This window comes from Yinghuangia aomiensis, assembly GCF_039542225.1.
Taxonomy (GTDB): Bacteria; Actinomycetota; Actinomycetes; order Streptomycetales; family Streptomycetaceae; genus Yinghuangia; species Yinghuangia aomiensis.
This window is the reverse complement of sequence record NZ_BAABHS010000008.1, coordinates 36026-50838: the sequence shown is the minus strand read 5'-3', so window position 1 is coordinate 50838 and position 14813 is coordinate 36026. Positions and strand designations below refer to the sequence as shown.

Sequence of the window (14813 nt, the reverse complement as noted above, 5' to 3'; positions counted from 1 at the left end):
CGTGCACATGCCAGCTGGGAGTCTTTCGATGGACCGTTATCCGCTGATCGCCGACCACGGGCTGGTGGGGGACCTTCAGACCGTCGCCCTTGTGTCCGGCAAGGGCGTGCTGGACTGGTTCGCCGCGCCCCGCTTCGATTCGCCGAGTGTCTTCGCGGCGCTGCTCGACCACGACCGCGGCGGCTACTTCCGGATGTCGCCCGACGCGGACGACGTCACCTACCAGCAGCTGTACTACCCGGACACCGCGGTTCTGGTCACCCGGTTCATGTCCGCCGACGGCGTCGGCGAGTTGATGGACTGGATGCCGCCGGACACCTCGGCTCAGCCGAGCGACCGGCACACGATCATCCGCGGGGTTCGCGCGGTACGGGGGACCATCAGGATCAGCCTCGACTGCAAGCCCCGCTTCGACTACGGGCGCGCGAAGCACGAACTCGAGGTCGGCGAGCAGCACGCGGTCTTCCGGGCGCCCGGCGCCACCATGCACCTGCAGGGCAACTTCCCCCTCGAACGGTCCGGCAACGACGTCCACGGCGCGTTGACGCTCCACCAAGGCGAGTTGGCGGTGTCGGTGCTCACGATGTCCGCCGGGGAGGCGCCCGCGCCTCCCCCTCCGACCGAGGAGAGCATCACCGACGAACTCTGGTCCGCGGTCGACTTCTGGCAGCGATGGGTGCGGACCTCGAACTACCGGGGCCGCTGGCCGAGCATGGTCCGCCGTTCGGCGATCACGATCAAGCTGCTCACCTACGCCCCGACCGGCGCGCCGATCGCGGCCGCGACCATGGGCCTGCCCGAGCAGGTCGGCGGCGAGCGCAATTGGGACTACCGGTTTACCTGGGTCCGGGACGCCTCGCTGTCCGTACGTGCCCTGCTCGACTTGGGGTTCACCGAGGAGGCCACCGCGTTCGCGCATTGGATGGCCGCGCGCCTGCACGAGCGCAAGGACGCGCCGGGCGACCGGCTGCAGATCATGTACCGGGTGGACGGAGACCCCAGTCTGTCCGAGGAGATCCTGGAGCACTTCGAGGGATATCGCGGTTCCGCGCCGGTCCGGGCCGGCAATGCCGCGATGGACCAACTGCAGCTGGACATCTACGGCGAAGCCCTCTACGCCATGCACGAGGGGCGGCGAGTCGGGCTGCGCGGCAGCTACTACGGCTGGAAAGCGGTGGCTTCGACGCTCGACTGGCTTGCCGACAACTGGGACCGGCCCGACGAAGGCATCTGGGAGACCCGCGGCGGCCGCAAGAACTTCACCTACAGCCGGGTGATGACCTGGGTGGCATTCGACCGCGGAATCGCCTTGGCGGAGGAGTTCAGCCGGCCGGGGGACATCGTGCGCTGGCGCGAGACCCGCAACGAGATCCTGGACCAGATCATGACCCGCGGCTGGAGCGAGAAGGAACAGGCACTGGTCCAGCACTACGACGGCGACGTCCTCGACGCGTCGCTGCTCTTGGCCCCCCGCGTCGGCCTGCTCGCGCCGCATGACCCGCTCTGGCTGTCCACGCTCGACGCGATGGACCGCAAACTCGTTTCCGACAGCCTGGTCTACCGGTACGACCCGGCCGCGTCACCCGACGGCCTGCGCGGCTCCGAAGGCACCTTCAGCCTGTGTACCTTCCTCTATGTCGACGCGCTGGCGCGCGCCGGACGGCTGCGCCAGGCGCGCTACGCGTTCGAGAAGATGCTCACCTACTCCAACCATGTCGGGCTCTTCGCCGAGGAGATCGGTCCTTCGGGCGAACAACTCGGGAACTTCCCGCAGGCGTTCACGCACCTGTCGCTGATCATGGCGGCCTGCACCCTCGACGATGCCATTGACGGTGCCCTCGCGGCGGAGCGCCGATAGATGGCGGACATCGACGCAGCCGAGTTTCGCACCCTGTACGCACGTTGCCGGCACGCCGCCGCGGCGGCAGGTCCGCTCGGCAGCGCGCTGGACCGCATCGTGCCCGACCGCGTGGTCGCGGCGGCCGCCGAGGTCCGCACGGGGACCACGGTCAGTCTCGCCGCGCCGGTGGAGACCGCCCCGGGTCCGGACAACCCCGAGCCGGCCGGACACCGCATGACGGGCACCGTCGCGGGCGAAATCGACGAAAGCGGCCTGCAGTTCGCCAGGGACCGCTTCGCGATGAACGTCCACGGCGACGCGGACAGCCACCTGGACGCGCTCTGCCATGTGATCTACAACGGCACCCTGTTCGGCGGCGCCGATGCCGGCATGGTGAAACCCGAGGGCGCGCAGACGCTGTCCGTCGCCCTGGCCCGCGACGGGATCGTGGGCCGCGGCGTCCTGCTCGACATACCCCGGTTGCGCGGCGTGCCGTGGCTGGAGCCCGGCGAGCAGGTGACCGCCGAGGAGCTGGCCGCGGCCGAAGCCGCGCAGGGGGTCCGGGTCGGCACGGGCGACCTGCTCTTCGTCCGGGTCGGCCACCGCCGGCGCCGCGCCGAACGGGGCGCCTGGGACGCGGCGGCGGCGCGGGCCGGGCTGCACCCCTACGCCATGGATTTCGTGGCGGAACGCCGGGTCGCGGTGCTCGGCGGCGACGGCAACAACGACGTCGCGCCCAGCACCACCGAGGACGTCGCCTTCCCCATCCATGTCCTCGCGGTGCACGCGATGGGCATCCACCTCTTGGACTACCTGCAGTTCGAGGACCTGGTCCCGGTCTGCGAGCAGCAGCGCCGGTGGTCGTTCCTGTGCGTGGTGGCCCCGCTGCGGTTCTCCGGCGCCACGGGCTCGCCGGTCAACCCGATCGCGGTCATGTGACGGCCGAGAAGCCGGGAGCGGCTCAGTGCCCGCTCTCGGTGGCCGCCGCGAACCTGTCGGCCGAGACGCGTTCCCGGAAGACGTGGTAGGTCCACGCCTGGTAGCCGAGCACCAGCGGCAGGAAGACGAGCGCGATGATGCTGGTCACCGTCAGGGCGTACGACGCGGCCGCGGTGTTGCGCACCGTCAGGTCGAAGGCGGACGTCGTGCTCGACACCATCAACCGGGGGTAGAGCTCGACGAAGAGCGACAGGACGGTCGTGGCCACCGCGACCGTGGTCGCGGTGAACGACCACCCCTCACGGCCCCGGGCCACCAGCAGGGCCGCGGCGATCACCGCGAGGATCGCCACCATCTGGAGGATGTTCGGGAGCACGCCCTCGCCGACGGTGGAGCGCGTCCAGGGCAGGAACGCCAGCACCGCGAGCGCCGTGAACGGCGCGATACGGCGCGCCAGCCGCGCCGCACGGGCCCGCACTTCGCCGGTGGTCCGCAGCGTGAGGAACGTCGCGCCGTGCAGCAGGCACAGCAGCACGAGGGTGATCCCGGCGAACACCGCGTACCCGGAGAAGACATCCGAGGCGTCGCCGGTGAACTCCTGGTTCTGATCGATCGGTACGCCGTGCAGGAGACTCCCCAGCGCGATACCGACCAGCAGGGGGACCGCAAGGCTCCCGACGGTCAGCGCGGTGCTCCAGGTGCGGCGCCACCGCGGGCCGTCGACCTTGCCGCGGAACTCGAAGGAGACCCCGCGGAGGATCAGCCCGGCCAGCAGCACGACCATCACGGGGTAGAGGGCGGAGAACATGGTCGCGTACCAGCCCGGGAAGGCCGCGAACATCGCCGCCGCGGCGACGATCAGCCAGACCTCGTTGCCGTCCCACAGCGGCCCGATCGTGTTGATCGCCGCCCTGCGCCCCGGCTCGTCGCGGGCCACCACGGTGTGCAGCATCCCGACCCCGAGGTCGAATCCCTCCAGGATGAAGAACCCCGTCCACAGGATGGCGACGAGGATGAACCAGACGGTGGCCAGCTCCATGCGACGGTCCTTGAGGTGCTGAGATGGTGTGGACGCCGACGCGGCTTTCCGCTGCCGACGCGGCCGGTCAGTAGGTCAAAGAGGGCAGGGGCGCGTCCTGAGCCGGCGGTGGCGCCAGTTCCTTGCGCGCGTACCGGGCGATGAGCACGACCTCGACCGCCGCCAAGGCCGCGTACAGCAGGAAGAACACGAGGATGCTGGTCGCCACGGTGGCGGTGCCGACCGACGGCGACACGCCGTTCTTGGTGAGCTGCAGGCCCTGCACGATCCAGGGCTGGCGGCCGCTCTCGGTGAGCAGCCAGCCGGCCGTGTTCATCACGAACGGCAGTGCGACCGCCCAGATGGCGACCAGGTGGAACCGCCGTGCGGTGGCGAGCCGCTTTCGCCACAGGAGCCAGAGGCCCCACAGCCCGACGAGCAGCACGACGACCGCGAGGTAGGCCATGACCCGCATCGACCAGTACTGGATGAATACGTTCGGCACGTAGTTGCCCGGTCCGTACTTCTGCTCGTACTGCGCCTGGAGTTCGTTGAGGCCGACCACCTGTCCGTTCCAGTGGTTCGTGGCCAGCAGCGACAGCAGGTGCGGGACCTCGATGATGCGCGTCGGGCTTTGGTCGTTGTTGCCGCCGCCGATCTGGAACAGCGAGAACGAGCAGGGCTGACAGGTCGTCCACTGGGCCTCGGCCGCGGCGATCTTCATGGGCTGGTACTTGCCCTCGGTGACGCCGAGTTCGCTGCCGACCAGCATCGTCACCATCATGACCGGCACCAGCATGAACAGCGCCAGGCGTGCGGTGGCGTGGAACGCGAGCGGCGACGAGTTCTTGCGCAGGTGCCAGGCCGACACCGCCAGCATGACGACGGAGCCGGTGACCAGGGACGCCAGGATCACGTGCAAGTACCCGCGCAGGAACACCGGATTGGTGAACAGCGCGACCACGTCGTTGAGTTGCGGACGACCCGTGGCCGGGTCGATTTTGTACCCGACCGGGTGCTGCATCCACGAGTTGGCCGCCATGATGAACGCCCCGGACAGCGCCGCGCCGAGCGCGACCAGCCAAATGGACGCCAGATGCACCGGTTTCGGCAGCCGGTCCCACCCGAAGAGCCAGATTCCGAGGAACGTCGACTCCAGGAAGAATGCGGCCAATCCCTCCATGGCCAGCGGCGCGCCGAAGACGTCGCCGACCGTGCGCGAGTACGCCGACCAGTCCATGCCGAACTGGAATTCCTGGACAAGTCCGGTAACCACCCCTACCGCGATGTTGATGACCAGCAGGACACCGAAGAACCGGGTCAGCCGGAGAAGTTCGGGGCGGCCGGTGCGATGCCACGAGGTCTGCAGAAGCGCGGTGAGAAAGCTGAGGCCGATGGTCACCGGCACGAAGAGGAAGTGGTAGATCGACGTCATGGCGAACTGCAGCCTGGCGAGATCCAACTGACTCATGGCGCTCCTATCGGCATGCCCAGGAGTCAGAAGAACATTTGCCGTCGGGGCATTTCCAATCGGCGCGCGCGTGCTTACTCGAACGAGTGCGGGCTATTCGGCTGTGCGGTCGATCGCGGCGTTTCGGGGCCGGACACCACGTTCGCGAGGGGTTCGCCGGCCGCGTACCGGGCCACTTGGTTCCGGACGAGCGCGAGGGCACGAGGGCGGAAAGCCGAGGTCGTGGCGGCCCTGTGCGGGGTGATCAGCGTGTTCGCGGCCGACCACAGCGGGTGCCCCGGGGGCAGCGGCTCCGGGTCGGTGACATCCAGCGCCGCACGGAGCCGCCCGCTGCCCAGCTCGTGCAGCAACGCGGATGTGTCCACCACCTTGCCGCGCGCCACGTTCACCACCAGGGCGCCGTCCTTCATGCGCGCCAGGAAGTCCGCGTCGACCAGGCCACGGGTCGCGTCGGTGAGCGGCACGGTCAGAACCACCACATCCGCCTGCGGCAGCAAATGCGGCAGGTCCTCCAACGCGTGCACGCGGCCGCGGGTGGTCACCCGTGCGGTGCGGGCCACCCGCAGGACGCGGCATTCGAACGGAGCGATACGCGTCTCGACCGCGGTGCCGATGGCTCCGTAGCCGAGCAGGAGGACGGTGCGGTCCGCCAGGGCGGGACCGAAGCCGGGCGACCACCGTCGGGCGTCCTGTGCCCGGACGAGATCCGGGATTCCGCGGAGCGCGGCGAGGATCAGCGTGACCGCGTGTTCCGCCGTGCTCGCGTCGTGCACTCCCTTGGCATTGCACAGGGTGACACCTGCCGGCAGGGCGGGTTCCAGGTTCTCGGTACCGGCACTCAGCGACTGCACGACGCGCAGGCCGGGCAGCCGCGCAAGCAGGGGCAGTGCCTTGCGGGTGAAGGTGTAGGGGACCACGAACAACTCCACGGCCGCCGCGCCGGGCCCGACCGGCGGCGGCCCGCCACCGTCCCAGACCAGCGCTTCCCAGCCTTCGGGAAGCCCGCCGATCTCGGACGGCGTGAACGGGAGCAGCAGCCGGGCGGAGCCCCCTGCCGGATCGGAAGCCAAGGAATCAGCCCCACGTCGTGACGGCAAAGTCCCTGCAAGCGTCGCACGACGCGGGGTTGAGATGCACCCGCACGGACCTCGTTATAGCTTGCAAGTGAATCCATATGCCCGGGCGGGGGTGCCGGAGAACCGACGAACGCAGCCGCCATCGGGTTTTTCGAGCGCGATGATCGAGCCGGATACCCCAGGGCACGTACGACTCCCGATGGGACGCTCCCATGGCCAGCGATCACTATGACGTCATTGTCATCGGTACAGGTGCGGGCGGGGGCACACTGGCACACCGGCTGGCATCGACCGGAAAACGGGTCCTTCTCCTGGAACGCGGCGACTATCTGCCGCGCGAGCGCGACAACTGGGATTCCTCGGCGGTCTTCGTGAGAGCGAAATACCGGGCACCGGAGTTCTGGTACGACAAGGACGACAACGCGTTCCCACCCGAGGTCAACTACTACGTCGGCGGGAACACCAAGTTCTACGGCGCCGCACTGTTCCGGCTGCGTCCCGAGGACTTCGGCGAGCTGCGCCACCACGACGGGGTCTCCCCCGCCTGGCCGCTGGACTACACCGACATGGAGCCCTACTACTCCCGGGCAGAGCAGCTGTACCTGGTGCACGGCCACCACGGCGAGGATCCGACCGAAGGCCCGGCGAGCGCACCGTACCCGTTCCCGCCCGTCGAGCACGAGCCGCGCATCCAGCAGCTCAGCGACGACTTGGAGAAGAACGGCCTGCACCCCTTCCATCTGCCCATCGGCGTGAACCTCACCCAGGACGAGCACGGCCGCGCCGCCCACGGCAGCGCGTGCATCCGCTGCGACCGGGTGGACGGCTTCCCCTGCCTGTTGGGTGCGAAGTCCGACGCGCAGGTGATCTGCGTCGACCCGGCGCTCGAGCACGACAACATCACGATGCTCACCAACGCCGACGTCCGCCGTCTGGAGACCGACCCCACCGGTGCGACGGTCACCGGCGTCGTCGCCGAACTCGACGGCGGGACCACGACCTTCCGAGCGGACATCGTGGTCGTGGCCTGCGGTGCGGTGAACTCCGCCCTTCTGCTGCTCCGTTCGGCGAGCGACCGGCACCCGGACGGGCTCGCCAACAGCTCCGGCGTGGTGGGACGCAATTACATGCGGCACAACAACTTGGCGCTGATGGCGGTGTCGAAGGAGCCCAACCCGACCGCGTTCCAGAAGACGCTCGCGCTGCACGACTGGTACCTGGGAGCGGACGACTGGGACTACCCGCTGGGCGGCATCCAGATGCTGGGCAAGTCCGATGCCACGCAGATCCACGGTGAGGCGCCGCGTTGGGCCGGGGCCGTGGCGCCGGACATGCCTTTCGAGGTGATCGCGCATCACGCGGTCGACTTCTGGCTGTGCGGCGAGGACCTTCCCCAACCCGACAACCGGGTCACCATCGGCACCGACGGCAACGTCCGTCTGACCATGGACGAGAAGAACAACATCGCCGGGCTGAAGCGCCTGCGCCACAAACTCCAAGGGATGCTCGGCAAGTTGGGGATGCACGAGCACCATCTGCTGCCGCACAGCCTCTACCTGCACAAGGGCATGCCGATCGGGGCCACCGCCCATCAGGCGGGCACCGTGCGCTTCGGCTCCGACCCGCAGACCTCGGCACTCGACATCAACTGCAAAGCCCACGACGTGGACAACCTGTACGTCGTGGACACCAGCTTCTTCCCGAGCATCGGCGCGGTGAACCCGTCCCTGACGGCGATTGCCAACGCCCTGCGGGTCGGCGACCACCTCGCCGCGAGGCTGGGCTGATCCGGCGCGCATAGGAGAGCCCGACATGACGACACGACAGATCGATGCGCTGGTGATCTTCGGCGCGACCGGCGACCTCGCCAAGCTGGAGACGTTCCCCGCGCTGGTCGGGCTCGTCGAGCGCGGCGTCCTGGACGTCCCGGTGGTCGGCGTGGCCAAGGCCGGCTGGACCCTGGAGCAGTTCCGCGCCTACGCGGAGGCTTCCCTCACCCTCAACAAGATGGATCCGAAATCCCCCGCGGCCGTCAAGCTGCTCGGCCTCCTGCGCTACGTCGACGGCGATCTCGACGACGACGCCACGTATGCGGCGATGTCCGACGCGATGGGCGAGGGCGGCAACGCCCTGTTCTACCTTGAGGTCCCGCCGCCGCTGTTCGGCCGGATCGCGCAAGGCATCGCCGGCGCGGGGCGCGCCGAGGGCGCCCGGATCATGGTCGAGAAGCCGTTCGGCACCGACCTGGACAGTGCACTGAAGCTCAACGCGACCATGCACGAGCACTTCGCCGAGGACGCGATCTACCGGGTCGACCACTGGCTGGGCCTTGACCCCGTCGAGAACGTGCTGTTCGCCCGCTTCGCGAACTCGGTGATCGAGCCGCTGCTGAACCGGACGCACGTGGAGTCGATCCAGATCACCATGGCCGAGGCCTTCGACGTCTCCGACCGCGGGCGGTTCTACGACCACACCGGCGCCGTACGCGACGTGATCCAGAACCACATGCTGCAAGTCCTGGCCACCGTGCTGGCCGATCCGCCGTCCGGGCAGGGCCTGGAGCGCTGGCGGGACTCCAAGGCCGCGGTCGTCGCGTCTCTGCGGCCACTCGACCCCGAGCACATCGTGCGCGGCCAGTACGACGGCTACCTCGACGTCGACGGTGTGGCCCCCGACTCCACGACGGAGACTTTCGCCGCGATCCGCCTCGCCGCGGACACGTGGCGCTGGGCCGACGTCCCGATTCTCATCCGCGCCGGGAAGTGCCTCGCGGTGACCGCCACCGAAGTCAACCTCCGCTTCCGGGCCGCCCCGCACGACGTGTTCGGTCTGCGGCCGGTGCCCGCGACGAACTCGCTGCGCTTCCGCATCTGGCCGGAGACCCAGGTAGGCCTCACGCTCGCCGGCAAAGTGCCCGGTGGCGGGTGGGAAGCCAAGCACGAGGAGCTGTCCTTCAGCGAGCTGCCCGGCTCGGACATGCGCCCGTACGACCGGCTCATCGGCGCCGCACTCGACGGCGACCGCTGGCTCTTCGCCCGCGAGGACACCGTCGAAGCGGCTTGGCGCGTCGTCGACCCGATCCTCGGCGACGCCGCGCCCGTGCACCCCTACGCCCGCGGCTCCTGGGGTCCCAAGGAAGCCGATGCCCTGCTCCCGGACGGCGATGCCTGGCACGACCCCGCCGAGTGAGCCACCTCGTCTACTGCTCCCAGGGCGTGATCCCCCAACGCAGGGTGTGGCTGCCGCCCGGTTCCAGCACCGCGGCGGTGCCGTCGCCGAACGCGTTGGGCGGGCAGGACATCGGCTCGATGGCGACCGCACGCCGCCGCTGGGGCTCCGGAAGAGTGTCCCCGGTGTACACCTGCACGTAGTTCGCGCCTTCGCCCATCCACAGGTCCGTGCCGTGGCTGCCGGAGGGGTGGGCCAGGCGCACCGTCGTGCGCCCGTGCGTGTCCCGGGCCGGCGCGCCGAACGGCGTGTCCAAGAGCAGGTCGCCGACCGCCCGCGGGGTGCGGAAGTCGTACGGCGTCCCGGCGACCGGTTCCTCCCCGACCGGCAGACCCGCGGCATCGGTGCGCAGCCGGGTCTCGGCCGGGACGGTCAGCAGCGCCTCGTCGATCGCGGCGGTGCCGACGGTGAGGTACGGGTGCTGGCCGACGCCGTACGGCGCCGCCGTGTCCCCCGTGTTCCACGCGGTCAGCGTGACGTCCAAGCCGGTGTCGCCGAGCCGGTACTCGGCGCGGACCCGCAGCCGGAAGGGGTAACCGGGCTGCGGCCACACGCTGCTCTCCAGCGCGGCTTCCCGCGGGCCCGCGTCGAGCACCTCCCAGGCGTTCCAGCGCAGCAGCCCGTGGATGGCGTTTCCGTGCGTGGGCTCGGTCAGCGGCAGTTGCAGTTCCTCGCCCTGCCACGGGTACCGGCCGCCGCGCACCCGGTTCGGCCACGGCACCAGGATCTGCCCGCGCCCGCCGGTGATCCGTTCCGCGGCGCCGAACCCGTCGAGCAGCTGCCGGTCGCCGACCGTGTAGGAACGCAGTGCCGCGCCCAGTTCCACCACCACGGCCTCGTGGTCGTCGTGGCGCAGGGTCAGCTGACGTCCGGTGAGAGTCATGCACCGAGCGTGCGGATTCCCGCGGCGCCGGGCAAGCCGGACACGGCCCCGGTCCGAATCCCCCCGCGGGAGTCGCCCGTTGAGCCGACGCCCGGCGCGCGGCGGTCCCGTCCCCGGCCGCCGAACGGATGAACGAGGCGGCGTCCGAGGCGCCGACGCCCCGCCTCGCCCGCCCTGCCGACTAGCCTGACGCCAGGAAATCGTCAGGAGACTCGGATGGACCTGGTCCACATCCGGATCGTGCCGCCGCCCGCGCTCACCCGGGAAACGCTGGATCTGCTCGCCGCGGACCGACGCGTGCTCAACCTCGCGGTCACCAAGGCGCCGGTCGGCGGGCCGGGCAACGACGTGCTCGAATGCGACGTGCTCAGGGGCGCCGCGAACCATCTGCTGGACGCGTTGCGGACGCTCAAGGTCGACCATGAAGGGGCGATCGCGGTCGCCGACGTCGAGATGATGTTCTCGCGGCGTGCGGAACGGTTCGAGGCCGACGAGCCCAGCGCCATCGTCCACGTGCCGCTGTGGGCCGCGGTCGAAGCCAACATCCGGGCCTCGGGGACCTACCTGCCCAGCTTCTACCTGTTCCTCGTGATCGCGGGCCTGATCGGCTCGGTCGGCATCATGACGAACTCCCAGATCCTCATCGTCGCGGCCATGGTGGTCGGCCCGGAGTACGGCGCGATCACGAGCATCGCCTTGGGCCTGGACCGAGGCCATCACCGCCGGGTCCGCGAGGGCGCACGCGCCCTGGCACTCGGATTCCTGCTGGCCATCGTCGTCACGCTGGCCTTCGCGGCGTTCTCCCGGGCAACGGGCCAGCAGTCGAAGGCTTTTCAGCTCGGTGTGCGGCCGGTCTCCAACCTCATCGACACACCGAACTTCTTCTCCCTGGTGGTGGCCGTCCTTGCCGGGATCGTCGGCATCGTGTCCCTCGCCGAAGCGCGCACCAGCGCGCTCCTCGGCGTCTTCATCTCCGTGACCACGATTCCCGCGGCTTCCGACGTCTCCGTCTCCATCGCCTTCGAACAGTGGCACGAGGCATGGGGGTCCTTGCTGCAACTGCTGCTCAACGTCGTGGTGTTGGTGCTCGTGGGATTCCTGGCCCTGCGCTTGCAGCGGCGTATCTGGGGCTACGCGGCGCGTCGGGCGAGTGCCGCCTCGGCGGGTTAGCACGGCACCCGCGACGCGGTATCAGCGTTCGGCTGTCACGTGGCCGACGGGCCGCAGCGCACGCATCGTGTGGTCGAGGGAGGCACCCAGCTGCCCGGGGTCGTCGTCGCACAGGGTGTGGCGGACGGCCGCTTGGAGACACGCGAACGCCGCGCCCACCCACGCGCTCAGGACCAGGGTGTCGGGACGGGCCTTCGGGTCCCGGGCGACGGCGCGGGCGGCGAGGCGCTGGGCGAGGTCCTCCTTCAGGCGGTCCACGCGCGCCAGTTGCGCGGCGAGCAGGGAGGGGCAGCTCTCGATGATCTCCTGGGTGGCCCGGTCCGGACGGGTGTCGTCGGCGAGATGGGCGACGAAGACGTCGAAGCACGCCCGGAGCGAGTCCCATTCCGGCTCGTCCAAGGGGCGCGAGTTCAGCCGGCCGAACAGTTCCTCGGCTTGCCGGTCGAACCGCTCCAGGACGACGGCCTCTTTGGAGGCGAAGTACCGGAAGAAGCTGCGCTGGGACATGCCGACGACCGCCGCGATCTCGTCGACCGTCGTCTCGTGGAAGCCCTTGGCGAGGAACAGCGCCTCCGCGGCCTCGGCGATACGGTCGCGCACGGCTTGCCGGGACAGTTCGCGCAGACTGCTCATGACCGGAACGTTAGCAGCAGACGAACACGGCAGAGACTGCCATTCGGAAGTGGTTGATGTGTACGAATTTATGCGTGTCCGGGAGGGGGCGATCCCGAGCACGGCGCACCCCCGGCTGTCAGTCACTGACAGCACGGACATAAACTGCCTCTCGCGGGGTTGCGGGTCCACGTCTGTGCACGGTGCCGGTTGCCTCGACCGCGTACGAACGAAAGGCGAGCACGCCCGTGGAACACAGTGTCCGTCCGGCAGTGGCAACCGAGGAGTACGCCGAGGCGGACTCGGCGATGCCCCGCCACATCAAGATCGCGATCGGCCTGCCGATCATGGCCGCCTTCGTGATGATCCTCAACGAAACCGTCATGAGCGTCGCGCTGCCGAAGCTCATGGACGAGTTCTCCGTCAACGCCTCCACCGCCCAGTGGCTGACCACCGGCTATCTGCTCACGATGGCCGTGGTCATCCCGACGAGCGGGCTGATCCTCCAGCGCTTCACCACGCGGGCCGTGTTCCTGACCGCGACCTCGCTGTTCGCCGCGGGCACCCTCCTCGCGGGCGTCGCCCCCGCTTTCGCCGTGCTGCTCGTCGCCCGCGTCGTCCAGGCGTCTGGGACCGCGCTCATATTGCCGCTGCTGATGACGACGATCATGACGCTCGTGCCGGTCGCCCGGCGCGGCCGGACCATGGGCCTGGTGTCGATCGTGATCGCCGTCGCCCCGGCGATCGGCCCGACGTTCTCCGGACTCGTCCTGAAGTCCCTCAGCTGGCGCTGGCTGTTCCTGTCCCTGCTGCCGATCGCGATCCTGGCGGTCGTCGTCGGGGCGCTCATGGTCCGCAACGCCGGAGAGCCGAAGCCCGTGCGGTTCGACGTGCTCTCCGTGCTGCTGTCCGCGGTCGCGTTCGGCGGCCTGATCTACGGCCTGAGCGCCATCGGCGAGTCGGCCGCCGGCCACACCCCGGTGCCGCCCGCCGTTCCGCTCGTCATCGGTGCGGCGGCGCTCGCGCTGTTCGTCCTGCGGCAGATGCGCCTCCAGCGCGACGACGCCGCGCTCCTGGACCTGCGGGCGTTCCGCACGCGCTCGTTCGTCGTCGGCATCATCGTGCTGGTCTTCGCGATGGCGGCCCTGTTCGGCGCGCTCATCCTGCTGCCGCTCTACCTTCAGAAGGTGCGGGACCTGAGCACCCTCAAGACCGGCCTGATCCTGCTGCCCGGCGGTTTGGCCATGGGGCTGTGCGGTCCGGTGGTCGGCCGTCTCTCGGACCGCTTCGGCCCCCGGCCCCTCGTCATCCCCGGCACCATGATCATGGCCCTCGGCCTCGGGATGATGAGCGCCATCGACTCGGACACCCACTTCGCCTACGTGATCGCGACCCACGTCCTGACCTGCATGGGCATCGGCTTCGCCATGACCCCGCTGATGACGTCGGCACTGGGGTCGCTGGATGCCCGGCTGTACTCGCACGGCAGCGCCATTCTCAACACGCTCCAGCAGTTCGCCGGCGCCGCGGGCACGGCCCTCTTCATCACGGTCATGACCAAGAGCGCCAAGAGCAGCGCCGACTCCGGGGCCACAGCCGTCGAGGCCCAGGCCACCGGGATCCAGGACGCGTTCCTGTGGGGCGCGTGCCTCGGGCTCGCGGTGGTCGCGGTCTCCTTCCTGGTCCGCGGGGGTAAGCCCTCGGTCGGCAAGGAACCGGCTCCCGTCCACTGACCGGCCGGAGGGTCCGGTGGCGGCATCCCGGCCCCGTCGGCGAGGATGCGCCTCGTGGCCGACGACACCCGCACGATCGTGCTGAGCAAGCAGGATCTTCGTGAAGTCACCCGCTATGCCGCGGTGAGCGCGCGGGAAGTCCTGGAGATCTTCGAGGACGCACACCCGGCCGACCCGCGTCCGCGCGACGCGATCGACGCCGCCTGGACGTTCGCCCGAGGCGGCGAACGCGGGAAGGCACTGCGCGATACCGCATGGGCCGCGCACAAGGCGGCCCGAGACGCGGACACCGCGGCTGCGGGCGACGCGGCGCGGGCGGCCATGAGTGCGGCATCCGCCGCGTACTTGCATCCGTTGGCGGACGCCCATCAGGTGAAGCACATTCTCGGGGCGGCGGCCCACGCGGCGCGAGCGGCCGAGCTGGCCGCGGGCGGTCATCGGGCGGTCGGCGCCGCGTACGTGGACAAGGCCCGCCGCCGGGCGGCACCGGGCGTCCTCGACGTGCTCCGGCGCTACCCTTCGCCGCCGCGCGGCGGAGGGCGCGTCGGGGAACTGCTGCGCGAGCTCGATGCGGCCCTCCGGAGCGGCCACCCGGGCCCTGAGTGATGGCGGCGCCCCGACGCGGGCGCTTGTGCGCCACCCCGCTGCACGGCAGCGCACCGAAGCCGCACAAACAACGTCACTTCAATACGCTATGGGTGTTTTATTCCTTTTGGCGCGCGAGTACTGTGAGAAGTGGCCTGCGGGGCGAGCGAGGGAGTTCGACCACCGAGGTGGCCGACGAGGAACCACGGTTCCACGCCGACCCTGTTCGAGGTGACCGGACTGAGAGGCTGAAAGGTC

General features: G+C 69.8%; 12 protein-coding genes. 7 read left to right on the top strand and 5 right to left on the bottom strand.

The window, feature by feature from the left end:
- The first annotated feature begins 28 nt into the window (after positions 1-28).
- On the top strand, positions 29-1858 hold the full coding sequence (locus ABEA93_RS12650; protein ID WP_345675557.1) for a glycoside hydrolase family 15 protein: 1830 nt from the start codon (positions 29-31) through the stop codon (positions 1856-1858).
- Positions 1859-2779, top strand: a complete 921-nt coding sequence (locus ABEA93_RS12645; protein WP_345675556.1) for a cyclase family protein — start codon at positions 1859-1861, stop codon at positions 2777-2779.
- Positions 2780-2801: 22 nt separating this feature from the next.
- On the opposite strand, the gene cydB is transcribed toward ABEA93_RS12645, so the two are convergent.
- The 3 genes from cydB to ABEA93_RS12630 form a co-directional block, all read right to left on the bottom strand.
- A complete protein-coding gene (gene cydB / locus ABEA93_RS12640; protein WP_345675555.1) occupies positions 2802-3818 on the bottom strand; it encodes a cytochrome d ubiquinol oxidase subunit II in 1017 nt (338 codons plus the stop codon).
- A gap of 67 nt (positions 3819-3885) precedes the next feature.
- Complete coding sequence (locus ABEA93_RS12635; protein ID WP_345675554.1) at positions 3886-5268, bottom strand: cytochrome ubiquinol oxidase subunit I; 1383 nt, start codon at positions 5266-5268, stop codon at positions 3886-3888.
- Positions 5269-5342: 74 nt separating this feature from the next.
- Positions 5343-6338 carry a 2-hydroxyacid dehydrogenase gene (locus tag ABEA93_RS12630; protein ID WP_345675553.1) on the bottom strand — a complete coding sequence of 332 codons (996 nt, stop codon included), beginning with the start codon at positions 6336-6338 and terminating at the stop codon, positions 5343-5345.
- A gap of 218 nt (positions 6339-6556) precedes the next feature.
- On the opposite strand from ABEA93_RS12630, the gene ABEA93_RS12625 reads away from it, so the two are divergent.
- Positions 6557-8131: a GMC oxidoreductase gene (locus ABEA93_RS12625; protein ID WP_345675552.1), complete on the top strand. Its 1575-nt coding sequence runs from the start codon at positions 6557-6559 to the stop codon at positions 8129-8131.
- Positions 8132-8156: 25 nt separating this feature from the next.
- Positions 8157-9533: a glucose-6-phosphate dehydrogenase gene (zwf, locus tag ABEA93_RS12620; protein ID WP_345675551.1), complete on the top strand. Its 1377-nt coding sequence runs from the start codon at positions 8157-8159 to the stop codon at positions 9531-9533.
- 10 nt (positions 9534-9543) lie between these two features.
- Here zwf and ABEA93_RS12615 read toward each other — a convergent pair whose 3' ends face one another.
- Positions 9544-10455 carry an aldose 1-epimerase family protein gene (locus tag ABEA93_RS12615; RefSeq protein ID WP_345675550.1) on the bottom strand — a complete coding sequence of 304 codons (912 nt, stop codon included), beginning with the start codon at positions 10453-10455 and terminating at the stop codon, positions 9544-9546.
- Positions 10456-10671: 216 nt separating this feature from the next.
- On the opposite strand from ABEA93_RS12615, the gene ABEA93_RS12610 reads away from it, so the two are divergent.
- Entirely contained in the window at positions 10672-11625 is a 954-nt protein-coding gene (locus ABEA93_RS12610) for a DUF389 domain-containing protein (protein WP_345675549.1), read from the top strand.
- Between the two features lie 21 nt (positions 11626-11646).
- Here the strand turns inward: ABEA93_RS12610 and ABEA93_RS12605 are convergent, their stop codons facing one another.
- The gene (locus ABEA93_RS12605; protein WP_345675548.1) at positions 11647-12258 is read right to left on the bottom strand and encodes a TetR/AcrR family transcriptional regulator; all 612 of its coding nucleotides are present in this window, start codon (positions 12256-12258) and stop codon (positions 11647-11649) included.
- 251 nt (positions 12259-12509) lie between these two features.
- Between ABEA93_RS12605 and ABEA93_RS12600 the strand changes: the two genes are divergently transcribed.
- A complete protein-coding gene (locus tag ABEA93_RS12600) occupies positions 12510-13970 on the top strand; it encodes an MDR family MFS transporter (protein ID WP_345675547.1) in 1461 nt (486 codons plus the stop codon).
- 54 nt (positions 13971-14024) lie between these two features.
- The gene (locus ABEA93_RS12595) at positions 14025-14576 is read left to right on the top strand and encodes a putative immunity protein (protein WP_425584919.1); all 552 of its coding nucleotides are present in this window, start codon (positions 14025-14027) and stop codon (positions 14574-14576) included.
- Positions 14577-14813 lie beyond the last annotated feature (237 nt).

Excerpts from the sequence above, each read along its gene's own strand:
- ABEA93_RS12650 (WP_345675557.1), top strand. The coding sequence starts at position 29 with ATGGACCGTTATCCGCTGATCGCCGACCACGGGCTGGTGGGGGACCTT.
- ABEA93_RS12645 (WP_345675556.1), top strand. The coding sequence starts at position 1,859 with ATGGCGGACATCGACGCAGCCGAGTTTCGCACCCTGTACGCACGTTGC.
- cydB (WP_345675555.1), bottom strand. The coding sequence starts at position 3,818 with ATGGAGCTGGCCACCGTCTGGTTCATCCTCGTCGCCATCCTGTGGACG.
- ABEA93_RS12635 (WP_345675554.1), bottom strand. The coding sequence starts at position 5,268 with ATGAGTCAGTTGGATCTCGCCAGGCTGCAGTTCGCCATGACGTCGATC.
- ABEA93_RS12625 (WP_345675552.1), top strand. The coding sequence starts at position 6,557 with ATGGCCAGCGATCACTATGACGTCATTGTCATCGGTACAGGTGCGGGC.
- zwf (WP_345675551.1), top strand. The coding sequence starts at position 8,157 with ATGACGACACGACAGATCGATGCGCTGGTGATCTTCGGCGCGACCGGC.
- ABEA93_RS12615 (WP_345675550.1), bottom strand. The coding sequence starts at position 10,455 with ATGACTCTCACCGGACGTCAGCTGACCCTGCGCCACGACGACCACGAG.
- ABEA93_RS12610 (WP_345675549.1), top strand. The coding sequence starts at position 10,672 with ATGGACCTGGTCCACATCCGGATCGTGCCGCCGCCCGCGCTCACCCGG.
- ABEA93_RS12605 (WP_345675548.1), bottom strand. The coding sequence starts at position 12,258 with ATGAGCAGTCTGCGCGAACTGTCCCGGCAAGCCGTGCGCGACCGTATC.